At 72.0% G+C, this 25,560-nt stretch carries 21 protein-coding genes; 7 read left to right on the forward strand and 14 right to left on the reverse strand.

What is annotated here, in order from left to right; all coding sequences use genetic code 11:
- Positions 1-70: 70 nt before the first annotated feature.
- From OJ997_RS07315 to OJ997_RS07330, 4 genes are all read right to left on the reverse strand, one after another.
- Complete coding sequence (locus OJ997_RS07315; RefSeq protein ID WP_270024412.1) at positions 71-616, reverse strand: hypothetical protein; 546 nt, start codon at positions 614-616, stop codon at positions 71-73.
- A gap of 140 nt (positions 617-756) precedes the next feature.
- On the reverse strand, positions 757-1,443 hold the full coding sequence (locus tag OJ997_RS07320; protein WP_270024413.1) for an acyl-ACP thioesterase domain-containing protein: 687 nt from the start codon (positions 1,441-1,443) through the stop codon (positions 757-759).
- Between the two features lie 252 nt (positions 1,444-1,695).
- On the reverse strand, positions 1,696-2,121 hold the full coding sequence (locus OJ997_RS07325) for a hypothetical protein (RefSeq protein WP_270024414.1): 426 nt from the start codon (positions 2,119-2,121) through the stop codon (positions 1,696-1,698).
- A gap of 48 nt (positions 2,122-2,169) precedes the next feature.
- Positions 2,170-4,074: a hypothetical protein gene (locus OJ997_RS07330; RefSeq protein ID WP_270024415.1), complete on the reverse strand. Its 1,905-nt coding sequence runs from the start codon at positions 4,072-4,074 to the stop codon at positions 2,170-2,172.
- A 120-nt stretch (positions 4,075-4,194) separates the two neighbouring features.
- Here OJ997_RS07330 and OJ997_RS07335 point away from each other — a divergent pair, with 120 nt between their 5' ends.
- Complete coding sequence (locus OJ997_RS07335) at positions 4,195-4,689, forward strand: AMIN-like domain-containing (lipo)protein (protein WP_270024416.1); 495 nt, start codon at positions 4,195-4,197, stop codon at positions 4,687-4,689.
- Here the strand turns inward: OJ997_RS07335 and OJ997_RS07340 are convergent.
- Positions 4,679-5,638 (reverse strand): hypothetical protein, encoded by a 960-nt coding sequence (locus tag OJ997_RS07340; RefSeq protein ID WP_270024417.1) that lies wholly within the window; start codon positions 5,636-5,638, stop codon positions 4,679-4,681. The genes OJ997_RS07335 and OJ997_RS07340 overlap by 11 nt on opposite strands.
- A gap of 2 nt (positions 5,639-5,640) precedes the next feature.
- Positions 5,641-6,087 carry a GNAT family N-acetyltransferase gene (locus OJ997_RS07345; RefSeq protein ID WP_270024418.1) on the reverse strand — a complete coding sequence of 149 codons (447 nt, stop codon included), beginning with the start codon at positions 6,085-6,087 and terminating at the stop codon, positions 5,641-5,643.
- A gap of 231 nt (positions 6,088-6,318) precedes the next feature.
- Here OJ997_RS07345 and OJ997_RS07350 point away from each other — a divergent pair, with 231 nt between their 5' ends.
- Complete coding sequence (locus OJ997_RS07350; RefSeq protein WP_270024419.1) at positions 6,319-7,011, forward strand: NADPH-dependent F420 reductase; 693 nt, start codon at positions 6,319-6,321, stop codon at positions 7,009-7,011.
- A gap of 63 nt (positions 7,012-7,074) precedes the next feature.
- Here OJ997_RS07350 and OJ997_RS07355 read toward each other — a convergent pair whose 3' ends face one another.
- Positions 7,075-7,488 (reverse strand): hypothetical protein, encoded by a 414-nt coding sequence (locus OJ997_RS07355; RefSeq protein ID WP_270024420.1) that lies wholly within the window; start codon positions 7,486-7,488, stop codon positions 7,075-7,077.
- A gap of 102 nt (positions 7,489-7,590) precedes the next feature.
- Between OJ997_RS07355 and OJ997_RS07360 the strand changes: the two genes are divergently transcribed.
- Entirely contained in the window at positions 7,591-8,277 is a 687-nt protein-coding gene (locus tag OJ997_RS07360) for an MBL fold metallo-hydrolase (protein WP_270024421.1), read from the forward strand.
- Complete coding sequence (locus OJ997_RS07365) at positions 8,277-8,834, forward strand: TetR/AcrR family transcriptional regulator (protein ID WP_270024422.1); 558 nt, start codon at positions 8,277-8,279, stop codon at positions 8,832-8,834. The genes OJ997_RS07360 and OJ997_RS07365 overlap by 1 nt, the downstream gene beginning before the upstream one ends.
- On the opposite strand, the gene OJ997_RS07370 is transcribed toward OJ997_RS07365, so the two are convergent.
- Positions 8,823-9,173 (reverse strand): hypothetical protein, encoded by a 351-nt coding sequence (locus OJ997_RS07370; protein ID WP_270024423.1) that lies wholly within the window; start codon positions 9,171-9,173, stop codon positions 8,823-8,825. The two genes, OJ997_RS07365 and OJ997_RS07370, sit on opposite strands and share 12 nt — an antisense overlap.
- 19 nt (positions 9,174-9,192) lie before the next feature.
- On the opposite strand from OJ997_RS07370, the gene OJ997_RS07375 reads away from it, so the two are divergent.
- Positions 9,193-10,353 carry an aminotransferase class V-fold PLP-dependent enzyme gene (locus OJ997_RS07375; protein ID WP_270024424.1) on the forward strand — a complete coding sequence of 387 codons (1,161 nt, stop codon included), beginning with the start codon at positions 9,193-9,195 and terminating at the stop codon, positions 10,351-10,353.
- Here the strand turns inward: OJ997_RS07375 and OJ997_RS07380 are convergent, their stop codons facing one another.
- Entirely contained in the window at positions 10,354-11,142 is a 789-nt protein-coding gene (locus OJ997_RS07380) for a DeoR/GlpR family DNA-binding transcription regulator (protein ID WP_270024425.1), read from the reverse strand. It lies immediately after the preceding gene.
- Between the two features lie 233 nt (positions 11,143-11,375).
- On the opposite strand from OJ997_RS07380, the gene OJ997_RS07385 reads away from it, so the two are divergent.
- Positions 11,376-16,184: a ThuA domain-containing protein gene (locus tag OJ997_RS07385; RefSeq protein ID WP_270024426.1), complete on the forward strand. Its 4,809-nt coding sequence runs from the start codon at positions 11,376-11,378 to the stop codon at positions 16,182-16,184.
- Positions 16,185-16,231: 47 nt separating this feature from the next.
- On the opposite strand, the gene OJ997_RS07390 is transcribed toward OJ997_RS07385, so the two are convergent.
- Positions 16,232-18,400: a hypothetical protein gene (locus tag OJ997_RS07390; protein WP_270024427.1), complete on the reverse strand. Its 2,169-nt coding sequence runs from the start codon at positions 18,398-18,400 to the stop codon at positions 16,232-16,234.
- A gap of 9 nt (positions 18,401-18,409) precedes the next feature.
- A complete protein-coding gene (locus OJ997_RS07395; RefSeq protein WP_270024428.1) occupies positions 18,410-21,571 on the reverse strand; it encodes a hypothetical protein in 3,162 nt (1,053 codons plus the stop codon).
- Positions 21,572-21,688: 117 nt separating this feature from the next.
- On the opposite strand from OJ997_RS07395, the gene OJ997_RS07400 reads away from it, so the two are divergent.
- The gene (locus OJ997_RS07400) at positions 21,689-22,831 is read left to right on the forward strand and encodes a WD40 repeat domain-containing protein (RefSeq protein WP_270024429.1); all 1,143 of its coding nucleotides are present in this window, start codon (positions 21,689-21,691) and stop codon (positions 22,829-22,831) included.
- On the opposite strand, the gene OJ997_RS07405 is transcribed toward OJ997_RS07400, so the two are convergent.
- The 3 genes from OJ997_RS07405 to OJ997_RS07415 all read right to left on the reverse strand — a co-directional run bounded on the left by OJ997_RS07405 (position 22,825) and on the right by OJ997_RS07415 (position 25,528).
- The gene (locus tag OJ997_RS07405) at positions 22,825-23,442 is read right to left on the reverse strand and encodes a class I SAM-dependent methyltransferase (protein WP_270024430.1); all 618 of its coding nucleotides are present in this window, start codon (positions 23,440-23,442) and stop codon (positions 22,825-22,827) included. The two genes, OJ997_RS07400 and OJ997_RS07405, sit on opposite strands and share 7 nt — an antisense overlap.
- 146 nt (positions 23,443-23,588) lie before the next feature.
- Positions 23,589-24,374 (reverse strand): aminoglycoside phosphotransferase family protein, encoded by a 786-nt coding sequence (locus OJ997_RS07410; protein ID WP_270024431.1) that lies wholly within the window; start codon positions 24,372-24,374, stop codon positions 23,589-23,591.
- The gene (locus tag OJ997_RS07415) at positions 24,371-25,528 is read right to left on the reverse strand and encodes a hypothetical protein (protein WP_270024432.1); all 1,158 of its coding nucleotides are present in this window, start codon (positions 25,526-25,528) and stop codon (positions 24,371-24,373) included. The genes OJ997_RS07410 and OJ997_RS07415 overlap by 4 nt, the downstream gene beginning before the upstream one ends.
- Positions 25,529-25,560: the final 32 nt, after the last annotated feature.

Below are 25,560 nucleotides of genomic sequence, written 5' to 3' on the forward strand. Positions count from 1 at the left end.
TCGCTTCTCGGGGGACCTCGCACGCAACCTAGGCGCCGCCGTGCGGCGGGGCTATGGGATCAGACCCCCATCAAGCGCCGGCGACCGGGTTGGTGACGGGGACGTTGCCGCTCTGGCCGGTCATGGCGATGATCAGGTCCTTGCGCACCTTCGCGACCGACGGGTTCTTGAACGCGATCTTGATGTTCTGCGTGAGGTTGGTCGTGCTGCCCGGCGTCTGACCCGGCATGCTGCCGTCGTTGGTCAGCGTGACCGTGCCGGACGCGTTGCTCCACGTCGCGTGCGTGCGCGGCTTGAACGTGTGCAGGCCGTTGATCTTGTACGACAGGCTCACGGTCTCGCCGTACGGGATGGCGTTCGCGTTGACCGGGCAGACGGCGTACACGTAGCCGTGGCTGCTCTTGGCGACCGAGCACTTGCCGAAGCCCATCGAGGCCTGGGGCGTCTCCGGGTTCGCGGGCGAGATCTCGCCGTTCGGGGTCGCCGGGTTCGCCGGGGAGATCTCGTTCGTCGGGGTGGGAGCCGGCGCGATGATCTCCTGCGCGTGCGCCGCGGGAGCGGCGATGGCGACGGTGGCGACGGCGGTGGTGAGTCCAGCGAGGAGCTTGCTGCGCATGGGGAATCTCCTTGGGGTTGAGATGCGCGGTTGGTTGGTGAGGAGAGCTTGCGCTTCTCGACCCCAACGCGACTCCGTAGCCGACTACTGGACTTTCCGCCCGCGACTACTGACCTCCGGCGGACCGTCCGGTCCGCCGGTTACGCGAGGAGGAGGAAGGACGCCGCGACCGTGCCGTCGGCGTGCGTGATCCAGCGGCGGTCGCCGTCGCTGAGCAGCGTCGCCGGTTGCAGCGTCGACGGGACCCGGTGCTCGACCTCGACGGTCAGCGGCGCGGGCGGCAGGTCCTCCTCCTCGAGCGCCTGCCAGTACGCCGCGTTGTTGACGTGCTCGGCGAGGTCGAGGTCCGCGCGCCGGAACGTCCACGGCTGCGCGTGCGCGTCGTCGGGCGGCGTGGGGTGGACGAGCCCGGACCGCACGCGGCGGTCGCCGGCGGACTCGCCGTAGACGTCGGCGAGCGCGTCGATCTTGGCCGGGCGCAGCGTGTGCGGGTCGATCGCCACCCACAGGGCGACGGCTTCGACACCGGGCAGGCTCGTGCGCCGCTCGGCCCAACGTGCGCCGAGCGCGCTGCACGAGGTCCGGACTTCCACACGGTCGCCGAGCCGCGGAAAGCGCGTGATCCGCAAGGTCACGCGCCGCACCACCCACAGGACGAAGTCCTGCAGGCCGGCGTCGAGGATGTCCGCGAACGCCACGGCCTGCAGCCAGTCGGCGAGCGCGTCCAGGCGAACGCGCCCGTCGGCCGCAGTGTCACCGGGGCCGACGAGGCGCTGCTCCGCGAACACGCGCCCAACGCTCGGGAAGGGCGGGATCGCGTCGCTCACGCGGGCTAGTTAACCCGAGTGCGCTCGCCGTAGTGCAGGTACGGGCCGCGCGGGCCCGGCTGGAACTCACCCGGAGCGGGGAACTGGCGGGTGAGGAGATCGAGGAGGCGGCTGATCACCGGTGGTCTCCTTTGTGATTGGGATTCTGGGGAGGAATGCGGACGCAAGCGCTTGCGTCCACGTCTCCCACGCTATCCGCGGCGGCTCCGGATCCGTGTCGGCGACGACTCGATCCCCCCGACTGTGGGGGGTTCAGTCGCGCTTGGGCTTCTTGGTCCGCGCCTTGATCTCCGCGCGCAGGTACGAGCCGCAGTCGCTGTACTCCTCGAGCTCGGTCGGGAGCTTCTTGAGTGCCGTGCGCAGCGCGCTCACGGGGTAGCGGCGGTCGAGCCAGCCGTCGTTGGCGCAGTCGCGCAGGATCGTCTTCGTGCTGCGGCTGGAGCTGCTCAGGCGCCCGTCGCCGCCACGCTTGAGGGCGCGGTTCAGGCGCGTCTTGCACTCCTTCTGCCGCTTCGCCTTGGTCGACAGCGCCTTGACGCCCTTGCGCAGCTCGGCCTTGGAGTACTTGCCGTCGATCCGGCCGTCCTTCGTGCAATCTCGCGCGGGTTTCGGCAACGTCGCGGCGGACGCGGCGGCCGGCAGGGCGAGCAACGCGAGGGCGACGAAAGCTGCGGTCAATACTCGGATCATGGGCAGCTTCAACGCACTCGGTGCGCGTTGGTTGCGTCAAACGGGCAGGCGGACCGTGACCGTGCGCTTGCGCTCGCCGATCAGCTGCATCACCTCGACGCGGACCCAGCGCGTGTCCGCGGCGTCCTCGAGCACGACGCGGTAGCTGCGGCGCCGCTGGCCCCATAGCGCGTCGACGGCCGGGTTGTCGTCCTGAGACTCGGCGCGGGTGCGCGTGCCGGTCACGGAGAGCAGCGTGTCGCGAGCGTCGGAGCTCATCCGCCAGCGAACCTCGACGCGGCCACCGCTGAGCCGGCGTGCGCGGACGTCCTCGATCCGTGGGAGCGGCAGTGCGGGGAGCCGTCGCAGGCGCGGGGTGGCGACCGTGCGGGTGACCGTCCGCGCGCCCGGGGCGCTCGAGCGCACGGTGATCTTCACGGGACCGGGCCGGGCCGGTGCGATGCCGCGGTTGGACGGCGGGAGCCGGACCATGACCGTGCCGGCCCGCGAGAGCGCGTGCTGAAAGCCGTCGTCCGAGCGGGTGTTCCCGTACGTGACGCTGAGGTCGCAGGCGGCGCTGCAGCGGACGGGCAGCACGAGCCACTGGCCGGGGCGGAGGGCACTCTCGCGCGGCGTGCCGATCGTCACGCGCGGCGCCGCGGGCTCGCGCGCGGCCGGCGCGCCCTCGAGCGCGTAGTGCGTCCGCGCGGGCGAGTCATCGTCGAAGCGGTCCTGGTTCGTCCAGGCGAGCGCGCGCCGGCCGTCGGGCAGGGCGAGCAGCGAGAGCCCTTCGGGGTCGCGCAGGCGGCTGCCGAGGCGCGCGCGCTCGACCACCGCGGTGCCGGCGAGCGTCGCGAGCCGCACGTCGCCGTCCGTCCACGCCACCGAGACGCGGCCGTCGGGCGCGACCGCGGCCTGCAGCGGCGGCAGCGGCCGGACGACCGGCAGGCCCAAGCCGACGCCCTGCAGCGGAGGCAGCTTCGGCGGGGGCACGATCACGATCGGCCGACCGAAGCCGGTCGCGCCGTCGCGGACCGCCGCACCCGTGGTTCCGGCGCCCTCTTCGTGCCAGGCGACGACGGTGCGGCCGTCGGCGCCGAAGGCGACCGCAAGCTGGTCCGCGTTGACCGCTGCCTTCGGGTCGGTGACGGGCTGCGGCGCGCTCAGGGGTCCGCCGCGCGGGCGTTCGAGCACGGCGACCGAGCCGCCCGACGTCGCCGCCACGACCACACGCCCGTCCGGGCCGACGCCCAGCGCGAGGCCGTAGACGTCCGGTGGCAGCGGCGTCGCGGGACCCAGCGGTGTCCCGCGGGCGCCGGTACGCACCGTGTCGGTGCTCGCCCAGTCCTTGCTCGTCCCCGTGGGCTCGCGGGTGAGCACGACCGCCTCGCCATCTGCCGCCATCGCTGCCAGCACGCCGGTCGAGCCCCGGTCGGGCCGCCAGGGCACGAGATCGGTGGGAGTGCCGAAGCTGCCGCCGGCGTCGCGCCGGGCCACGCGGAGCCGCACCCGCCGCGGGGAGAACGCGTACTCCGCCCAGGTCACGACCGCGTCCCCGTGCGGGGAGACGGCGACGCTGAGATCGAAGACGTTCTCGGCCGCGGCGAGCGTCACCGGCGTGCCGAAACCCGTGCCGCCCGGCTCGCGCAGCGCCACGCGCAGCGCGTCCTCCGTCGCTCCCGCGACGACGGCCGCGCCGGTCGCGTCCGCGTCCGCGCGCGGGCAGCCCGTGAGCTCGCCGAGCGGCACGAGCGTCGGGCGCCCGAGGCCGCTCGCCGTCGCCGTGAGCAGCTCCGCTCCGCCCCCGGCCCAGCGCGACAGCTCCGCGGGAGCGCCGGTCGGCGCCAGGCACGCGGTGCCGTCCGGCAGGCGCTGGAACGGCAGCTCGCTGAGCGGCGCGGCGTCCGCGGACGCCGGCAGCGCGAGCGCGACGACCACCGCGAGCCGGCAGGGGCCGCTCACCCACCTCGGCGCTCCTGAACGCGCGGTCGTGTGCACGGCGCCGCTGATACCCCGCGGCCGGGACGGGCACACCTCGCGGTTCGTTGACCGACCCTGAGGGCTCAGGTATACCTGACGAACATGGTGGCGGCACGAACATCGCTCCTCGTCGGGTTGCTGGTGTTGCTGGCGCCGGCGAGCGCGCAGGCGCTGCCGCCGTTCACGACCGGGGCGAAGACGTCCCCCTCGGGTGGTGGGCAGGCCGAGCTGTTCGGAGCCGCCGCGGGCTGTCACTCCACGTTCGATCGGTTCGTCATCCGCGCCCGGTCCGCGACGCCGGGGTACGACGTGCGCTACGTCAGCCAGATCGTCGAGGACGGCTCCGGCGATCCGGTGTCACTGCTCGGCACCCGGCGCATCCGGGTGATCGTGCGCGACGCGCGCGGGCACACGTCGGGCGGGACGAACCTGCTGCCGAGCGTCATCACGCCCGGGTGCTCGAACCTCCGCCAGATCAAGAACGCCGGCGACTTCGAGGGCCAGGTCACGTTCGGCCTCGGGCTCCGTCGTCGCACGGGCTTCCGCGTGTTCCGGCTCACCGGCCCGACGCGGATCGTGATCGACGTCAAGCACTAGGGTCGAGCACCGCGAGGTTCGCGAGCGCTTCGCCGGTGCGCAGGTCGACGGCGACGATCCGGCCGTCCTGCGCGTACGCGGTCGCGGTGCCGCCGTGGGCACGGAAGTGGGCGAACCGCGTGCCGGGGAACGTGACGACGGCGACCGGCGCATGCGCTGCGTCACGAACCGTGACCCGCGCGTCGATGGCGGTCTCTTGGAGGAGGGCGGAGCGATCGCCGTCGACGTCGACCTCCGCGTAGTCGTCGAGCGGCCGCACGGTCTCGGGCCCGTCCACCGGCTTGACGCACTCGACCAGGTCGCCGTCGAGACGGTCGATGTAGACGAGCGTCCCGTCCGCGGTGGTCGCCGAGACCCGCAAGGGCGCGGCGACGGTGAACATGTCGCCCCACGTCTCGGTGTCCGCCTGCCGATCGATCACGCGGCGCGACGGGAGCTCCCACGTCCAGCGCTCGACGCCCACCACCGTCGGGTCCTCGCCGCGGCGGAAGGACACGATCGCCGACAGGCGCGTGGGTGAGCGCTGATGCTCCTGCACCGTCGCGTCGGAGCGCTCGAACTCGGCCCAGGCGATGCGCGGCGGGTCCGTCGTGAGGTCGAACGCCCGCAGCCCTTCGTGGCCCTCGATCGTCACGGTCGTGCCGTCGAACGTCGGCGCGATGCCGTAGCCCGTGAGCGTCGGAAGGGGAGTGAGCTCGTGTGTGGCCAGGTCGAGCCGGTGCAGCGCGAACCCGCTCCGGTGTGGACCGACGATCAGCGCCGACGTACCGTCGTCGGCGATCGTCAGGCTGCTCGCCCGTACGTCCCATCGGGCCTCCTCGCGGCCGTCCGGCGTGAGCAGGAAGACGCCCGCGTTCCCCGCGGCGACGAGCACTCCGGTCGGCAGCAGGATCGCCTCGGAGATCACCGCCCCGGCCGCGCCGGCCTCGGCAGCGCGAACGGCGTTCACGCCTACGCCCGTCCGGCGTACGCGACCCGTTCGAACGGCCACGCCTCGTCGAGCCAGCGGGACACGAGCGTCCGCAGCGGCGCATCGCGCTCGGCGTGCGTGACGCGCACCCACGAAGCGACCTCGGCGTCGTGCCTGCCGCTCATGTCGGGGTAGATGTACACGCAGCCGATCACGCGGCGGTCCGACGGGTCGAGGACCGTGTAGGTGAACCCGTCCCGCTCCGCGAAGTCACGGGCGTGGCGTTCGAGGTCCGCGCGGTTCTCGTCCAGCGTCATCGTGCGCGGCCAGTTGCCGTCCGGGAAGCCGGGCGTGGCGCGGATGTGCTCGATCGACGAGGACCACGCCTCGTGGTCATCGACGTTGTGCTCGGTGCCGAGCGGCTCGAGCAGGAAGCCGTCCGCCTCGAGTCCTGCCGGCACGTGGAAGTCGTCCGGGACGAAGGCCACGTGGACATCGTCGCACGGGAAGGGGGGAGGAGGGCCTGCTCCACATTGGGGTCCTCGGCCGCGAGGAGGAGAGGGTGTTGGCCGAGGCGCTGTGGAGCAGGCCCAGGACCCCTATCGGGCGCTCGGTGCGCGACCTTGAGCGTGAATCTCCAATCGGTCCGCGTGACGACCCTCGCTTATCGAGCGTAAGTTGCGGGGTAGGCTTCGATGGACATCGAACTTGGAGTCGACATGAGCACCATCGGGCTTATTGGCAGTGGATTGATCGGCGGGACCGTCGCGAGGCTCGCGGTGGCGGCCGGCCACGACGTCGTGCTCAGCAACCGGCGTGGACCGGACACGCTGGCCGACCTGGTCGCCGAGCTCGGTCCGCGTGCGCGGGCGGCGACGCCGGCCGAGGCGGCCGAGGCCGGGGACATCGTGGTGGTCACGGTGCCGCTGAAGGCCTACCAGCAGGTGCCGGTCGAGCCGTTGCGCGGCAAGACGGTGATCGACACCAACAACTACTACCCCGAGCGGGACGGGCAGATCGCGGAGCTCGACGACCAGTCGGCCACCGTGAGCGGGCTGCTGCAGGCGCACCTGCCGGAGTCGCACGTCGTGAAGGCGTTCAACAACATCGGCTTCGCGCACCTCGCCGAGCTGGGCCGGCCGAGTGGGGACCCCGAGCGTTCCGTGCTCGCGATCGCCGGCGACGACGACGCCGCGAAGGCGACGGCCACGGCGTTCCTGGACTCGATCGGCTATGACGCGGTGGACGCCGGCCCGCTCTCGGAGAGCTGGCGCTTCGAGCGGGACACGCCGGCCTACGGCACGCCGTACCTCGACCCCACGGCGCAGGACGCGAGCTTCGGCACCCCCGGGACGGGGCAGCAGGTGACCGCGGAGACGCTGCGCGGCAAGCTCGCCGAGGCCGTTCGCTAAGTCGCACCGTGCGTTGGTCGGCGACGAACGTGCGCGGAGCACGTCGTCGCCGCTGAACGCCGACTACTCGGTGCCCGGTGTCGTGTCCGCGGTCATGTGCTCGCGCGCGATCATCGCCGCGGCCACGCCGATGATGGCCGTCACCGTGCCGAGCAGCGCGCCGGCCTGGTCCTGCGTCAGGCTCCACCAGCCGAAGCCGGTGCCCAGGGCGAGCGTGGACGAGACCAGTGCCGTGATCGTGCCCGCCAGCGCGACGTTCTCCTTGGCGGTGCCCGGCTTCAGGTGCGAGAGCAGCGCCGCGAGGAACCCGAGGAGCGCGGCGGCCTCGGCGGTCACGAAGGCGGTCTGTGCCGCGGACCAGTCCACGATGGCGAACGCGGTCAACACGACGATGACCGCGGCGGTGAAGGTCCCGAGCGCGGTGATCACCGGCTTCGGGTCGGGGGAGGGCAGCGAGGCTGCCGACAAGCTGGACATGCCCCATTGAGGACCCGTGGGGCCGGGATGATACGTCGGGGGCTCCTTGACGAACCTAATGGTGTTAGGTATACTCCTAAGCACCTTAGGAAAGGACCGCTCATGAAGACCACTCCCGTTACCGACCATCTGACCCAGCTCACGCGCTGGCACTTCGTCAACGCGTTCCTCGTGCGCGAGGACGACGGCCTGACCCTTGTCGACACCACGATCGGCCGGCGCCCGGACGCGTTGCTCGAAGCAGCGCGCCGGGCGGGAGCGCCGATCCGGCGGATCGCGCTGACGCACGGCCACGGCGACCACATCGGCCTGCTCGACGCGCTGCACGAGCGCCTCGGCAGCGAGGTCGAAGTGCTCGTCCCCGAGCTCGACGAGCGCATCCTCGCGGGCGAGACCGAGGGCAAGTTCCCCGGCAGCTGGCCGACCGTCAAGACGCGCGCGGACCGGCGGCTGCAGCCGGGCGATCGCGTCGGCAGCCTCGAGGTCGTCGCCACTCCGGGGCACACGCCCGGCCACGTCGCGTTCCTGGACACGCGCGACCGCGCGGTGATCGCCGGCGACACCTTCACCGCCTACGGGCGCGTGATGACCTCCGACAAGCTGCGGCTCCCGTTCCCGCTGGCGGCGGCCGCGACCTGGCACGGCGACGAGGTGCTGACGTCGGCGCAGACGGTGCGCGCGCTTCAGCCGTCGGTCATGGTCGTCGGCCACGGCCCGGTCGTGCGCGACCCCGTCGCGCGGATCGACAGGGCCCTCGAGCTGGCCGGCGCGACCGTAGCGACGGCCTGATGGCGCGCGCCGGACTCGACCGTGAGGCGGTGGTCACCGCCGCCGCCACGCTGGCCGACACCGAGGGCCTGGAAGCGGTCACGCTCGCGAAGGTGGCGGCGCAGCTTGGCGTGAAGTCGCCGTCGCTGTACGTGCACGTCGACGGCCTCGCGGGCCTGCGACGCGAGATCGCCGCCCGCGGCGCGCGCGAGGTCACCGGCCTCTTGCAGGCGGCGGTCGCCGGGCGCGCCGGCCGCGACGCGCTTGCGGCCCTCGCCGACGCCTACCGTTCCTACGCCCGCGCTCATCCCGGCACCTACGCCGCCATCCAGAACGTGACCAACCTCGAAGGCCCCGCGGCCGACGCCGCCACCGCCGCGCTCGACGTCTTCTACGCCGTCCTGCGCGGCTACGCGCTCGACGACGAGGCGGCGATCCACGCCGCCCGCATCGTCCGCTCGGCCCTGCACGGGTTCGTCTCCCTCGAAGTCGGCAGCGGCTTCGGCATCGACCTCGATCTCGACGAGAGCTTCGCGCGGCTGGTGGACGTCCTCGACCGCGGCCTCTCAGCCCGCTGAACCGAACCACCACACGTCACCGGTGGTGTGCGCCGTCGGCTCGCCCGACACGGTCAGCCGCGCGTCGCCGTCGTCGAAGACGATCGTCAGCGAGCGGTCCTCGGCCCGTTCGACCGCGGTGACGGTCATGCCGTTGAGCTCCAGCAGGTGCGGGAGGCCGGCGTCCGGGTCGCCTTCGGTGAGCCACCAGTCCGGCTCGCTCGTGCTGAACGGCGCGTCGAAGTAGAAGCGCACCTCGGTGGACGGCGTGGGGCGGTTGTCGCAGAACCCCAGGAACGGCCACACTTGGCGCACGCCGATCTCCACGACGAACTGGCCGACGAGCGCTTCGAGCTGCACGGGGTCGCATCGTAGGCGCGTGCCGTCCCCGCTGTCGGCCAGACTGCAGGCGGTGATCGGCGTGAGTGAGGACTGGGTGCGCGACCTGTACCCGGCCACGCGGGACCAGGTATATCTCGACGTGGCCGCCGTCGGGATCGTGTCGACGCGGGTCGAGGCGGCGATGGCCGAGGTGCTTGCCGCCCACGGCCGACGCGGCATCGGCGCCGCGGCCGGGTGGGGAGCGATGATCGCCCGGGCCCGCGCGCTCGTCGCCGCGCTCGTCGGTGGACACGAGGACCGCGTCGCGTTCACGCAGAACACGAGCACCGGCCTGGCGCTCGTGGCCAACGGCGTCGACTGGTCCGCGGGCGACAACGTCGTCGTCCCGGCGGGCGAGTTCCCGTCGAACTTCTACCCGTGGACGCAGTTGCGCCGCCGTGGCGTCGAGCTGCGCGAGGTGCCGATGGTCGACGGGCACGCGGACCTCGCTGCCGCCGCGGCCCTGGTCGACGACCGCACGCGGGTGCTGGCGATCAGCGCCGTCCAGTACTCCTCGGGCTATCGCTACGACCTCGCACCGCTCGGGGAGCTGTGCCGAGCCCGCGACACCCTGCTCGTCGTCGACGGCACGCAGGCGGCGGGCGCGTTGACGCTCGACGCCGACGCCACCGGGATCGACGTGCTGGCGGTCAGCGCCCACAAGTGGATGCTCGGCCCGCTCGGCATCGGGTTCGTGGCGCTGTCCGAGCGGGCCATGGGCCGCCTGCATCCCTCCACCGCGGGGTGGTTGAGCGTCGAGCGGCCGTTCGACTTCGACCACGAGCCGCAGCTCGCCGGCGACGGGCGACGGTTCGAGTCCGGCACCGAGAACATGGTCGGCATCGCCGGGCTCGGGGCGACCGTCGGCATCGTGCTCGAGCTCGGACGCGAGGCCGTCGAGACGCTCGTGCTCGACCGCACCGCCGAGCTCACCGAGCTCCTCATCGCCGCTGGCCTGACCCCCACTCGAACGAGCGAGCGATCGCACTGGTCGGGCATCCTCATCGCGACCACCGGCGACGACGACGCGGCCCTGCACCGCCGGCTCCTCGACGCCGACGTGCGGTGCTCGCTCAGAGGCGGGGGCATCCGGTTCGCGCCCCACTACTACACGACCGCGAGCGACATCGAGCGGCTCGCGGCGGCGCTCCCGGCGTAGCTAGCCCGCGACTTCGAGCAGCACGCCCGCGGCGCGGAACTCGGCGGCCACGCCGGCGTCGAGCTCGGCGTCCGTGATGACCGTGTCGAAGTCCTGTGCGCCGGCGATCGTCAGCAGCGAGGCGCGCCCGAACTTGGTCGAGTCGATCAGGGCGACCGTGCGCTCGGCGTTCGCGCGCGCCGTGTTGATGACGTCGGCGAGCGGGCGGCGTGAGGTCGTCAGGCCCGCGTCCAGGGTGAGCCCCGCCGCCGACACGAACGCCACGTCGAAGTTCAGGCCGGCCATGAAGTCCGTCGTCCAGCGCCCGGCGAACATGCGCATGTGCTGGTCCAGCTCGCCCGGCACGGCGACGACGACGATGCGGTCGTCCACCAGCTCGTAGGCGATCGCGGGGGAGTTGGTCACGAGCGTCAGGCCGGACACGGAGCCCGCGACGAGCTCACGCGCCAGGGCGAGGCAGGTGGAGGAGGAGTCGAGGAAGATCGTCGCGCCCGGGAGGACCTGGCGGGCGGCGTAGGCGGCGATCGCGCGCTTGGCCGGGCCGGCCTGGGCGGTGCGCTGCTCCCAGCCGGTCGGCGGGATCGCGGGCGCGTCGCCGTTAGACGAGGTGGCCACGACGCCTCCGTACACGCGCTCGACCTGGCCCTGCTCGGCGAGCTGGGTCACGTCACGGTGGATCGTCACGGCCGACACGCCCAGCTCCCGCGCCAGCTCGGTGAGCGAGACCCCGCCTTCGCGCTGCAGGCGCTCGAGGATCTGCGCTCGGCGCATGGCGGGCGGAACGGGCACGCGGTCGTTCTATCACAGATTGTCTGACAATCTCTTGCATATTCGTTCAAACCTTGACAAACCTTTTCAAGCATAGGTAATTTGGCGGTTCGCCGTACTAAAGGGTCTCGCAAGGGAAAGTGGGGAGAGGGATGCGTGCATTCAGCCGAAGGCTGATCGTGCTGTGCGCTGTCTTGGTGGCCACGTGGGGCGCGGCTGGAGCCGCGTACGGACAGGCCGTCGATGAACCACGCGTGCTGGTCTTCTCGAAGACCGCCGCGTTCCGTCACAGCTCGATACCGGCCGGCGTCCAGGCCATCCGCGAGCTGGGGACCGAGCACCAGTTCACCGTCGACGCGACGGAGGACTCGGCCGCGTTCACGGACGAGAACCTCGCGCGCTACGACGCGGTCGTCTGGCTCTCGACGACCGGCGACGTGCTCGACAACGCGCAGCAAGCCGCGTTCGAGCGCTACATCCAGGCCGGCGGCGGCTACGCCGGCGTGCACGCCGCGAGCGACACGGAGTACACGTGGAGCTGGTACGGCGGGCTGGTCGGCGCGTACTTCTCCGGGCACCCGGATCCGCAGTCGGCGACCGTCGAGGTCGCCGACCACGCGCACCCCTCCACGAAGGACCTTCCGGCCCGCTGGACGCGCAACGACGAGTGGTACAACTTCCAGACCAACCCGCGCGGAAGGGTTCACGTCCTCGCCACCCTGGACGAGACGACGTACACGGGCGGCGCGATGGGCACCGACCATCCGATCGCCTGGTGCTCGTACTACCAGGGCGGTCGCTCGTGGTACACGGGCGGCGGCCACGCCGACGCGTCGTTCACCGACCCGCAGTTCCGCAAGCACCTCCTCGGCGGCATCCTCTGGGCCGCGGGCGTGCAGGCCAACGACTGCGGCGGCACGGTCAACAACAACTTCCAGAAGGTCGTGCTCGACGACAACGTCGCGAGCCCGATGGGCCTGGACATCGCGCCCGACGGCCGCGTGATCTACGTCGAGCGCGCCGGCCAGGTGCGCGTGATCGACCCGGCCACCAGCACCACCAAGACCGCGCTCAACCTGCCCGTCCACGATGCGCAGGAGAACGGGCTGCTCGGCATCGTGCTCGACCCGAAGTTCGCCCAGAACGGCTGGGTCTACCTCTACTACTCGCCGCCGACCGCGAGCATCCCGTCACCACGCCAGCACCTCTCGCGCTTCACGATGGTCGGCGACACGATCGACCCGGCCTCCGAGAAGGTCATCCTCCAGGTGCCCCACCAGCGCGGTGAGTGCTGCCACTCCGGCGGCTACCTGCAGTTCGCACCGGACGGCAACCTGTTCCTCGCGATCGGCGACGACACCTCGCCCGGCGCCTCGGACGGCTTCACCCCGATCGACGAGCGCCCCGGCCGTGAGGCCTTCGACGCGCAGCGCTCCGCGGCCAACACGAACGACCTGCGCGGCAAGCTGCTGCGCATCACGCCGCAGCCCGACGGCACCTACACGATCCCGGCCGGCAACCTGTTCGCGCCCGGCCAGATGGGCACCAAGCCCGAGATCTACGCGATGGGCCTGCGCAACCCGTTCCGCTTCAGCGTCGACCAGAAGACGGGCTGGGTCTACCTCGCCGACTACGGCCCCGACGCCAACGCCGCCGTCCCGGGCCGCGGCTCGGATGGCCGCGTCGAGTGGAACCTGATCAAGGCGCCCGGCAACTATGGCTGGCCGTACTGCCACGGCGGCGCGCCGTTCGTCGACTACGACTTCGCGACGGGCCAGTCCGGCGCCGCGTTCAACTGCGCCGCGCCGGTCAACAACTCACCCAACAACACGGGCCTGACGAACCTGCCGCCGGTCGTGGAGCCGACGCTCTGGTACGGCCGTGGCGTCGGCCATCCCGAGCTGGGCCGAGGCGGCGCGCCGATGGGCGGCCCGCGCTACGTCTTCGATCCCGCCGTGCCCGCCGAGCGCCGCTGGCCGGCGTACTTCGAGGGCAGCGCGCTGTTCTACGAGTGGGGCCAGAACCGGCTCTACCAGTTCCATCTGGACGAGCAGGGCACGCTCTTCGACACGACGCCGCTGCTCACCGCGATGCCGTTCATCCGCCCGCACGAGATGAAGTTCGGCCGCCACGACGGCGCGCTCTACATGATCGAGTGGGGGAGCGGCTTCAACGGCAACAACCCCGACGCGCAGGTCATCCGGATCGACTACACCGGCGGGCAGGTCAACCCGGTCGCGAAGGCCGGCGCGAGCCCGCTCTCCGGCTCGCGGCCGCTGACGGTCAAGTTCTCCAGCACGGGCACCTACCACCCGCAGGGCAGCCCGCTCACGTACAAGTGGACGTTCGGTGACGGCGGCACGTCGACCGAGCCCAACCCGAGCCACACGTACACGGAGGAGGGCAACTTCACGGCGATCCTCACCGTCACGGACGCGCAGGGCCGGACGGGCACGGCGAACGCCGTCGTCTCGGTCGGCAACACGCAGCCGGCCGTGAAGATCGAGTGGCCGGTCGCGGGCGGCGTGTTCGCGTTCGGCGACCGCATCGCCTACAAGGTCCGCGTCGACGACGTCGAGGACGGCTCCACCACGACCGGCGGCATCGACTGCTCGAAGGTCGTCGTCGAGCTCATCCTCGGCCACGACGACCACGGCCACCCGATGCAGCAGCAGACGGGCTGCGAGGGCTCATTCGTGTTCGAGCCCGACGGCGGGCACGTGGACACCGACCAGATCACCTACGTGCTCGAGGCCCGGTACACCGATCGCGGCTCGCCCAACGGGCAGGTCGCCCCGATGCGCGGGAACGACCTCGCGGTCTTCCACCCCAAGCGCAAGCAGGTCGAGCACCACGACCCCGACGGCACGATCCGCCACGAGATCGCGGCCGACCCGCTCGGTGGCAACCAGAACATCGGCTTCCTCACCGACAACATGGCGATCTCGTTCGCCGACGTGAACCTGGTCAACCTCGACGCGCTGCGCATCCGGATCGCGTCGCCGAACGCCACGAGCCGGATCGAGGTCCGCAAGGGCTCCAAGACCGGCCAGCTGCTCGGCAGCGCGAACGTCCAGAACACGGGCGGCTTCCAGAACTGGGGCTACGTCGACGTCCCGATCATCGACCCGGGGGACACGTTCGACCTGTTCCTCGTCTTCCGCGGGGCGAGCGGCTACCTCTACAACCTCAACTGGGTGGACTTCGTCGGCCCCGGCCTCGCCGCCGGTCCGTCCGCGGTCGCGCCGCCCACGGCGACCGTCGCGGAGCCCACCGGCGCCAACGGTTGGTACACGGCGCCGGTCGACGTGACGCTCACCGCGGACGCCGCGCGCGAGTACCGGATCGGCACCGGTGCCTGGACGGCGTACACCGCGCCCGTGCGCTTCGCCACCGACGGCGTGTTCCGGCTCGACTACCGGGCGCGCAAGGACGGGTTGCCGTCGACCGGCCGCTCCCTCGATCTCAAGCTCGATCAGGCCGCACCGGCGACCGCCGCGGCGCTCGAGGGCGTCGTGAGCGGTGAGACGTTCACCGGCGCGGTCAGGTTCACGCTGACGGCGGCGGACGCGACGTCGGGTGTGGCGAAGACCGAGTGGCGGCTCGCGGGTGACGCCGCCGCGCAGGCCTACACGGCCGCGGTCACGCTCGCGGCCGCCGCGGGCGAGCGCACGGTCGAGTACCGCTCGGTCGACGCCGCCGGCAACGCGGAGGCGTGGAAGCGCGCGTCGTTCACCTCGCCCAGCGGCACGCGGCCCAAGGTCACGCTGCAGTCCCCGGGCGCGGGGCTCGTCGTTCCCGCCTCCGGGCGCGTGCCGTTCCACGTGGTGGTGGACGGGCGCGGGCCCGAGGGCTGCGCGGACGTGACCGTGCGCCTGCTCGCGGGCACGACGGTCGCGGGCACCGGCACGGGCTGCACCGGCACGATCGTCGCGCCCGCGGCGGCCGCCGACCTGCGCGGCTACACGCTCGAGGCGACCTACACGGCCGACAAGGGCACGGGCGACCACGTCCCGCTCATCCGGGGCACGGCGACGAGCGCGCTGCAGCCCGCGCGCAAGCAGGCCGAGCACTACGACACGGACGCCGCGGTGCGCACGGAGGCCACGGGCGACACGCTCGGTGGCGGGCTCAACGTCGGCTTCATCCGCACGGGCCAGGTGCTCAGCTACTCGGGGGTCAACCTCAAGGGCATCAGCACGATCCGGCTGCGGCTGGCGACGAACACGATCGGCGGCACGGTCGAGGTCCGCAAGGGCTCGGCGACGGGCGCGCTGCTCGGGCAGACGACCGTGACGAGCACGGGCGGCTTCCAGAGCTACCGGTACTTCGACGCGCCGCTCACCGGCGTGACAGACGAGCTGATCAGGCTCGTGCTCGTGTTCAGGGCAACCGGAACCCACTACATCGCGAACATCAACTTCTTCGAGTTCGTCGGTGACGGGACCCAGCCCGAACGCCGGCCCACGCTGTCGCTGCCGAGCGACGTGAAGGGGACGGCGGCGACGGCCGCGGGCGCGCCGGTGACGTACAGCGCGACCGCGAGCGACCTCTACGACGGCGCGGTGCCGGTCACGTGCACGCCGGCGTCGGGCGCGACGTTCGCCGTCGGCACGACGAAGGTCACGTGCTCGGCGACCAACGCGGGCGGCTACACGGCGACCGGGTCGTTCGACGTCACGGTCACGCAGGTCGTGCCCGCGGACGGTCCCGTCGGCGGCACCGTGCCGGCGACGCTGGCGTTGACGCTCGACGGTCCCGCGACGTTCGCGCCGTTCACCCCGGGCGTCGAGCGCGAGTACACGGCGGGCACGAAGGCGACCGTGATCAGCACGGCCGGCGACGCGGCGCTGTCCGTCAGCGATCCCGGCCGCCTGACCAACGGCACGTTCTCATTGCCCGAGCCGCTGCGGGTCGAGCTGTCCAAGACGAGCTGGACCGGCCCGGTGGCCAACGAGCGCGTGGACATCGCGTTCAAGCAGCGCATCAAGGCCGGCGACGCGCTCCGGACGGGCACGTACGCGAAGACGTTGACGTTCACGCTGTCGACCACGACGCCGTGAGCTGAGACACGGGGCCGGGATGTGCACGCATCCCGGCCCCTGAAGCTTCAGCGCAGCGCGCGGGCCATCGCCTTCGCCTCGGCGGCGGTGCCCGCGATCGCCATCGCCACCTGCAGCGTCTGCTGCTTGAAGGCGCGGTTGCGGCGCGCGAGCTCGACGACCAGCGTCGGCCCGGGCACGGGCGCCGCGGGCTGCACGGCCGGCTTGACGATCGCCGTCTTCGCGCCCGCCGGGAAGCTGCGCGGGACGACGACGTAGCCCGTCTCGGGGTCACCGCTCTTGATCCAGAAGTACGCCACCTCGGCGAGGTCGACGGCACCGGAGCGCGTCGTCAGTCGCCGCGAGCGTCCGGTCTTGAGCACCGCGGTCACCCGCGCGCCCGCGCCGTAGGACGGGAAGTGCGCGTCGACGTTCAGCCGCGCGGCGCCGCTCGTGCGCCGCACCGTCCACGTGGAGAGGATGCTCTCCTCGCGGAAGGCGTTGGTGGAGTTGACGGTCACGCCGCCGCCGCTGCGCTCGCCCGTCACCTCGAGGCTGGAGAACGCGCCCGCGTACGGGTCGGCGGGGTACCGCGCGCCGTCTTTGATCGGCCCGCGCGGGCCATTGGTCATGGTCAGCGGCGGCGGCCCGCTCTTGGTGCGCGGGGTGGAGCTCGCCACGACGCCCTTGCCGCTCGCGTCGGACACGATCACGCCGAAGTTCGCCGAGCCCGTGCCGCCGATCGCGCCCGCCACGCGCTGGTCGGCGTCCGAGAGCCGGCACAGGTCCAGGCCGCCGTACGGGAACGCGCCGTTGTTCTGCGCGAGGATCGCCGTGTTGTAGCGCCGCGTCGTGATCGTCAGCCGCCCGATCGACGGGTCGTACGCGTACATCGCCGCCGGCGCCTTCGCGGGGAGCTTCTCGATGTCCCGCCAGACCGCGCGGGTGGCGAGGAAGACGAACCGCGACGCCATGTCCGGCGGGTTCGGCGTGAGCTTGGTCTTGACGGGATAGATCGGCGTCTGCGGGACCGCCTTGCCCTGCAGCTCCGCCCAGCGCGTGTACGTGCCGAGCGCGCGGTCGAACATGTACTTCGCGGTCGCCGCGTCCGTCGCGTCGCCCTGCTCGTCGTTGAGCATGATCGCGAACAGGCCGCCCAGCGACCACGCCCAGTAACGGCCGAGGTGCCAGCGCAGCAGGAACAGCCCGGTGTCCCAGTTCGGGTAGCCGGAGTGCGTGAAGTAGGCCGGGAGCGCGCGCTTGGACCACGCGCGCAGGACCCTCTTCTCCTGGCTGCCGAGCACGAGGCCGTGCTGCTTGGCCTCGCGCAGGTACGACAGCGAGTCCAGGATGATGCACGCGTACTCGTTGGACTCGATGTTCTCGGGCGTGTCGAGCGGGGAGAGCGGGTCGCGGTGGAAGCTCCAGCTCGGGCTCAGGTTCGGGATCTCCCACGGCGCGGTGACCTGCTCGGCGCCCTTGCACCAGCGGCTGAGCTGGTCGCGGAACTGCGGCATCCACTTGGTCGGGTCGTCGGCGGTGACGGCGGCCCAGACGTACAGCTCCATGTACCAGTTCATCTGGTTCAGGCGCATGTTCGGGTACTTGAAGAACACGCCCTCGGCCGTCGACTGGATGCACTGGACGATCTTCGCCGCGGTCTCCGCGCTGAGCCCGATGACGTCCCGGACGAGCCACGCGCGGGCGAGCGCCTCCGCCACCTTCGGGTCGATCGAGACGTGCTGGACGCCGCTGGTGGACGTCGGCGAGCCGGTCCAGCCCGGCGTGTGCACCTGGCTGCTGGAGTGCGGGTCCGTGGTGCCGGTGCTCACCCCGTTGGCCGCGGGCTTGAACGGCGGCGTCTGCACGAGGCCTTCCGCCATCCGCTTGGCGCGGACGTCGTTGCGCGTCGGGCCGCCCGTGTACCCGACCTGGGCGGCGATCGAGTGCGCCGAGAGCATCGCGCAGGACGTGCGGATGTCCTCCCCGTAGAAGCCGGTGCGCTCGTTCCAGCCGGTGTCGGCGGCGGTCATCGCCCAGTCCGCGAAGGCCCAATAGTCCTGGTTCTTCCACCCCGCCCCCGCCGGCAGGGCGGGGGCGGGGATGGACGGGGCGGAGGTGGCGGCGAACGCGTTCAGCGTCGGCCCGGCCAGCACACCCGCGAGGGACAGCCGGCCCGCGTCGCCGAGCAGCTGACGCCGCGTGCGGGGTTGGAGAACCTGCTCGAGCGTCGTCATCGTCATACCTCAGTCCGGGAGGAAGCAGCCCTTGGTGGGGTTCGGGTCACTCGCGGTATTGACCGCGCGCAGCGTGTTGAACGGCAGGTAGTCGATCCAGAAGTACGGAGCGACGGCGCCGACGTTGACCTGCTGGTCGACCGGCAGCGCGGGGTTGATCGGTGAGAACAGCGGGTCGGTCACCGTGGTCGGCAGGCCGATGCCCGTGTGCGTGTACGCGTACTGCAGCGGGTCGCTGGTCTGCAGCATCGCGATCCACCAGTTGAAGGCCTTGCCGCCGGTGTCCGGCGTGGCCCAGGCCCAGTGGCTGTTGCCCGTGGCGCCGAGGCCCTTCATCGGGTACCACTCGTTGCTCAGGCCGTAGGAGCACTCGGGGTTGCTGCCGAGCGCGGGGTCGGCGATGAACGCGCCGTAGCTCGTCGAGAGGATCGTGCCCCACAGGAACTGGCGCATGCCGTACGTGGCGCTCGCCGAGAGGTCCTCCTGCCGGTCCGGCGTGAGCGTGAGCTCGCCCTTCGAGAGCGCGTAGGCGACGGTCAGGAGCTTCTGCGGATCCTGCACCAGGTAGTTGCCGATGTCGCCGAACCTGCCGGCGGCGCCCGAGTAGGTCGCGGCGACGGTGGCGAGCGCGTTCGCCTCGGTCAGCTCGACCTCGTTGGCGATCGTCGGCGTCGGGTTGTCCGCGCTGGCGACCGACTGCGCCATCGCCGACATGCCTCCGACGAAGGACGCCATGAAGCCGACATCCGGGAACGCGGAGATCATCGCGAGGCTCGCGTTGATCATGTTGAGCGTGTCGGTGCTCGTCGAGCCCTGGCTCATCAGCGTGAGCTGCTTGTTCTCCTCGATCGTCTGGCCGATCACGTTGGCGTCGACGATCGCCTGCAGGCTGCCCTTGACCGCGTACAGGTTCGCGTAGGTCGCCAGGTCGGCCTGGACGGTGGCCACGTCGGCGATCTCGTTCTCGAAGTTGATCCTCGCGTCCGTCAGGTCCTGCTGCGTGTAGGCGTCGGTCGTCGTGTACGCGGGCAGCTGGTTGGTGATGCCGTCCTTGAGGTTCTGGAGGTCCTGGGAGCTGGTCGTGCAGTAGGAGGCACGGATCGCGTCGAGGTCGCCCGGGCACTTGGAGCCGGGATCGGAGACGGTCCAGCGGTGCTGGATCGCGTAGGCGACGATCGCGGCCATCGCCGCGCTCTGGCCGGGCGTCGCAGACACGAGCGCGTCGTTGTCGGCGTCGCGGATGACGTTCGTGTACGCCGTCGGGGCGCCGTAGATCAGCGGCAGGTACTGGTAGCGGTTGGGGCCGGCGCTGATGTCCGCGTCGTCGGCGTGCTGGACGATGTAGTCGTTGGCCTCGGCATCGCGCCACAGCAACGCGGTCAGCGCGCCGCCGCCCGTGCGCTCGAACGACGCTTCCTCACCGTGCCAGCCGAACAGCAGACCCTTGCTCCGGAGCGCGGCGATCAGCGCGTACGCGCCGCCGTTGGCGTCGTGGGTCCCGTTGAGCCGGTACGCGACGTCCGAGCGGCCACCGAGCGCGTCGAGCTGCGCGCCGAGCTCACTGCCCTGCGCGACCGACGGCAGGTTGCCGAAGCCCTGGATCAGCAGCGTGCCACCTTGGGCCGCCTGCGCCTTGAGCTCGACGGCGAGCAGGTTCTCGATCGCGGTGTCGGTCCCCGCGACGCCATAGATCGGGTACAGGTTCGACCACCGCGGAGCGCCAGCGTTGTCGAGCGCGAGCGCGTGGTAGCCCGCGATCGCACCCGCCGGGAGCGCGGCGGAGTACGCCGTGCCGTTGATCGACATCGTGTTCTGCGTGGCGTCGGGGTTGGCGGTGCGCGTCTGCACCTGCAGGTAGTCCGCCCCGACCCACTTGGCGGTCACGCCCGTCGGCGTCGTCGGCGTCAGCCAGCCACGCAGGTTCGACACCGGGGTGCCGACCGAGCTGTTGTGGGCCACCAGCTGCGTCCCGATCCACACCATCGAGCCGTGCTGGTTGGTGGTGTAGGGGACGGTGGCGTTGGTCCAGACGCCGATCGTGATCATTCCGGCCTGCGGCGTGATCTGCGTGTGATCGCCGGTCTGCTTGACCGTCAACGTGGCGGGCTCGATCTGCAGGAAGAGGTCGGGGCTCGTCGGGCTCGCGGCGGCGTACGACTCACCGCCGTAGCTGATCGACGCGGCGCTGCCGAGCGTCAGGGCGGTGTCGACGTACAGGCCTTGGCTTCCGAACGTCGGCGCGGTGTACACGGTCACGACGTCCTCGGACGCGGCGCTCGCGGCGCTCGCCCGCGCCTGCCCGCGGTGGGTGGCCCGCAGCGCGAGCCGATAGGTCCCGGCCCGGTCGGGCATGAACCGCGGCGTCGACGAGCGGGCGCCGCGCAGCCGTGGCTTCGCGCCGTCGGGCGCCTCGACGACGCGCCATGCGTAGGCGAGCTTGCGCCCCTTGCTGGCCGATCCGTCGAGCTTGAGCCAGCGGCCGGCCTTCGCGGTGCGCGACTGCGGGCCGGCCTCGGCGAACGGCGCGCCCGCCGGGCGCGTGACCGTCCAGCGCTTCGTGGCGTGGCGGCCGTCCTGGTCATAGGTCCGGACTGTCAGCGTGTTGCGGCCGGCGCGCAACCCGTCCTGGCGGGAGACGAGCCACTCGTGCTTTTTCGCGGCTACGCCGTTGCGCGCGCTCGCGACCCGCGTGCCGTTCACCCGCAGCTCCGCGCGGGCGGCCGTGGGCGTGGCGATCGCGACGGGGATCTGACCCGCCTTCACGGTGCGGCCCGAGCGGAGCTTGAGCGGGGACGCCGAAGCGCGTCCGGCGATGAACGTGATCGTCGTCGCCTCGCCCGAGCGCTTGCCCGCCAGCGCGTGCACGACGAGCTTGTTCGTGCCGGGGGTGATGACCGAGCGCGGCAGCTTGGCGCTCCACACGCGCCCGTGGCGCTTGAACCGTCGCGTGACGTCGTGGGTGCCGTTGAACGCCTGGATCGCGGTGACCTTCGCGCCCGCGCGAACTCGCACGCGGACGTCGTCCGTGCCGACGAAGTCGTTCGCGCCGGGGGCGACGATGCTCGCTCCGGACGGGGCGCTCGCGTCCGCCTCAGCGGCGGGGGCGACGACGCCGAGCAGGACGATCACGCTCGCGCCGAGTGCCGCGAGCGTGGGGGAGAAGAGGGTCAATGCGGGCCTTTCAAAGGGAAGAGGGAGCAACAGGGCGCATCCTTCTTCCGCTCGGGCGGCGAGTCCTCAGTAGCCGATTACGGCAATGCGCAGCGGCACGTACGTAGGCTTGAGCGGGTGGGCACGAAACCGGTGTGTCGCCATCTCGTCGGGCTGACCTCGAGCGTCGACGGTCCGTCCTACTACGAGTGGTTCACCGGCGTGGGCCTTCAGCGCGAGCGGCTGTGCGCGGAGTGCGTCGCGCACCGCGAGGGCGGCGGGACGATCGCGTTGGTCGCCGTCGGCGAGGCCGAGCTCGAGGACGCCGACCTCGTCGGGATCCGCGGCGCGCCGGAGGTGCGCGAGCGGGCGGAGCCGTTCGACGATCGGGTCGAGCTGACGCGCCTGCCGTGGGAGATCCTCGACTTCGCGCCCGCTGACGACGCGTGGTTGTTCGTCCTGCGCGACGGGACGATCCATCGCGACCTCGAGCCGGTGTGCCGTGTCGAGTTGCCGCCCGCGGAGCCCGCGCACGCGTTCTGGGGCGGCGCCGCGCGCCTGCACGTGTCGCCGGACGGCGCGTTCGCCGCGGTCACGAACGACCACGGCCATCACGGCGCCGTGTGCGACCTCGCGACCGGCCGCCGCACGCTGACGCTCGACGGGGGCGACTACCACCCGGAGACCGTCCCGCTGTCGTTCGCGTTCGGCGAGCACGAAGGCCGGACCGTGGCCGTGCATCGCACGGCGTGGAACCGCCTCGCGCTGTCGGACGCGTCGACCGGCGAGGCGCTGGTCGCCCACGAACGCGAGCTCGACTACTTCCACGGCCGCCTGCTCGTCAGCCCGGACGGCCGCCGGCTGCTGGACGACGGCTGGGTCTGGCATCCGTACGGCATCCCGACCGTCTGGCCGCTGACGCTGGACGCGCACGTGCGGCTCACGGACCGCGCGTACTACTGGAACCACGGCCTGTGCTGGCTCGACGACGACCGGATCGCCATCGGCGGCATCGGCACCCACGACGACTGGATGCTCGACGGCGCCCGCCTCTTCGCCGCGGGTGGGGAGGAGCTCACCGCGTTCGCGGGTCCCTCCGGCCACTTCTTCGGTGACGGCGACCGCCTGTTCGCGGCGGGCGACGACGGCCTGACGCTGTGGGATGTGGCCGCGGGCGCGATGGTCGGCCGCATCGACGGCTTCCGCCCGACCCGCCAGAACCGGGCCGGTCGCGAGCTGGCCGAGGTGTCCGGCGGCGTCCTGCGCCGGTGGCGCTACTGAAGGCGCTCGACCGTCGCCAGCCAGGCGACGGCGCCGCCCGCGTGGAAGCGGGTCTCGATCCGCTCCGGCACGACCGTCGCGACGCGCCAGGCGGCGCCGGCGAACGCCGCGTGCAGCTCGGCCTCGCTGACCGGGTGCGGCTGGTCGTTGAGGCAGAGCACGAACAGCCGGCCGCCGGCACGCGTCACGGCCGTCAGTGCGGCCACGTACGCTGTCCGCTCTTCGCTGTCGAACGTGTGGAACAGTCCGCAATCGAGGACTGTGGCGAACGTCCGGTCCAACCGCTCCAGGTGCAACGCATCCGCCACTTCGAACTCCGCCTCGATCCCGCGCCGCGCGGCCGCGTCGCGCGCGATCGCGATGGCGCTCCCGGCGACGTCGACGCCCAGCACCGGTACGCCGCGTGCGGCGACGTGCAGCGCGTTCTCGCCCGTCCCGCAACCGGCGTCGAGCACCGGGCCGATGAACGTCGCGGCGACGCGCACGATCGCGGGCTGCGGCCGGCCGACGTCCCAGGGCGCCGGGCCGTCGGTGTACGACGCGTCCCACGGCACACCGGCGCGGCGCTCGTGGCTGGTCGGCTCGCGCCCACCGTACGGGTCGATCGACATTGAGCGAGATCGTCGCAGAGGAGCGGCGCTGCCCGTCGACGGCGTCCTGTGGCTCCTGGCTCGGCTGGAGCTGCGGGACCGCCAGCACCTGAGTACCTGGCCGACGGGTGTTGCACGGCGCTTACGACCTCGCCCTGCGGCGCGCTCTACTCCGGCTGATCGAGCAACGCGGCCAGCGCGACGAAGGGCGCCTCGTCGTAACCGCCCCACGAGGCTCGCTCGGTGAGCAGCGCCTCGATCCGTCTCAGTGTCTGTAGGCGGATGCGGTCGGCGTCGACCGCGAGCGCCGCGGCCGCAAGCTGGAGGCGCCGATCGAGGACGCGCCGCGGATCAGGCTGGGAGAGCAGCCAGTCACGTTTGGACCAGACGAGCGAGACGGCGTCGTAGGCCGGCTCGGCCAGGACCGGGAGCGGGTCGATCGCCACCCAGCCGTCGCGGTGGGAGAGCAGGTTGCCCGGGTTCAGGTCTCCGTGGCAGACGACGTCTCCGGTGCCCGGCAGCGTCGTCCGGTCCTTGGCGTCGGCCACGCGCTGCAGGCGCCGGGCGAGCGCGCAACCGGCGACGATCATCTCCTCGTCGGGGAGCGAGTCGATCGTCACGCCGGGCGTGCACCGCTCCAGCAGCAGCGCGCCGGCGTCGGCGTCGTGCGCGAGCAGGTTGACCGCGCCGGCACCGGCCCAGCGACGCAGCGCGTACACCTCCAGCCGGTTCGCACGAGCTTGCGGCGGCGCAGTCGGGGAGAGCTTGAGCACGGCGTCCCGTCCGTCCTTCGTGCGCACGCCGACCAGGTAGCCGCCGATGCCCATCGGCAACGGCTCCAGCAGCTTCAACGCCCAGCGGCGAGCCGACTCGGTGGCGCGCGACTCGACCGTCGCCAGGAACTCGGCCCCGTCGGTGAAGCGCCGCGCGATGGCGTCCGCGTTGTCCGTCACGGCTTCGCGGCGCGCTGCTTCGCGAGCTCGCCGTGGAACGCGTCGAAGGCCGCGCCGCCGGTCTCGTGCGCATCCTTCTCGACCGGCTGGTTGCGGTAGGCGGCGTCGATCGCGCGGACCAGCTGCCGGAGCGCGTCGGCGAGCTTGGCGAAGTCCGCGCGGCCGGGCTGCGCGGGGAGGGCGGCGAGCTCCGCCTGGGCGGTCGCGAAGCACTGGATCATCAGCTTGATGTCGGCGATCATCGTCGTCCGCTTGCGCCGCTCGGCGCTGGGGAGATGCGTGCGCACGACCTCCATCCCCGCGCCGGGCTTGTTCCAGCCCTTGAGCATCCGGCCGATCTGGTCGCGCACGTCTGCCGGCTGCAGCGGGTTCTTCTGCTGGTTGACCTCCTCAGGCGCGACGCCGTGCGCGAGCCTTGAAGCCTGCCGCACCTCGCTCTGCCAGCCCGTCACCGCCTGGCGGTACACCGAGTCCTCGCCGAGCTGGTTCTCGCGCCACGCCTCGGTCTCGCGGACCTCGTGCGCCGGCATCGCGCGCTGAGTCAGCGGTTGGGCTTCGGCCGCCTCGCCGACGTCGGCGTCGATCTGGGGAAACCCGATCGGCCGGCCCGCACCCGCCTCGACGCGGGCGACGCGGAAGCGCTGCTCGGCGTGGCGCGCCTCGTGCCAGACGTTCATCGCGATGATCGCGGCCTCGTCGTCGGTTAGCTCGCCCAGCGTGGTGACGCCCTCGCGGTGCGTGAACCCGTCCTCGTCGATGAACATCTGCCAGAACTCGGCGGAGAAGTGCGCGCCGCCGCCCCCGTTGGCCTTGACAACCACGTTCATGTCGGGCACGCCGAGCGTGTTGAGCTGCACGTTGGCCGCGGCCCCGAGGAAGCGCGCGAAGTGGTTAAGCGGCGCCGTCGGGTTGTTGCGGATGAAGATCACGGCCTTGCGCACGTACTCGGCGATCCGGCCGTCGTCGCGCATGCCGGTGTGCTGGGGCTTGGGCTGCGTGCGGCGGGCGAGCACGCGCGCGACCGCCTGGTTGCCGGCGCCGCGCTGCAGCTCGAGGACGGCCGCGACGGCCGGATCGGGGGAGCGTCGCCCACGCTCCGTCCGATCGTGCTCGGCCTGCGGTTCCCGTGCCTCGAGCTGCGCGTGCGTCGCCACGGTGTGAAGTCAACGCCGAATGCGCCGCGCAC

Origin of the sequence: Solirubrobacter phytolaccae (assembly GCF_027587195.1) — a bacterium.
GTDB lineage: Bacteria > Actinomycetota > Thermoleophilia > Solirubrobacterales > Solirubrobacteraceae > Solirubrobacter > Solirubrobacter phytolaccae.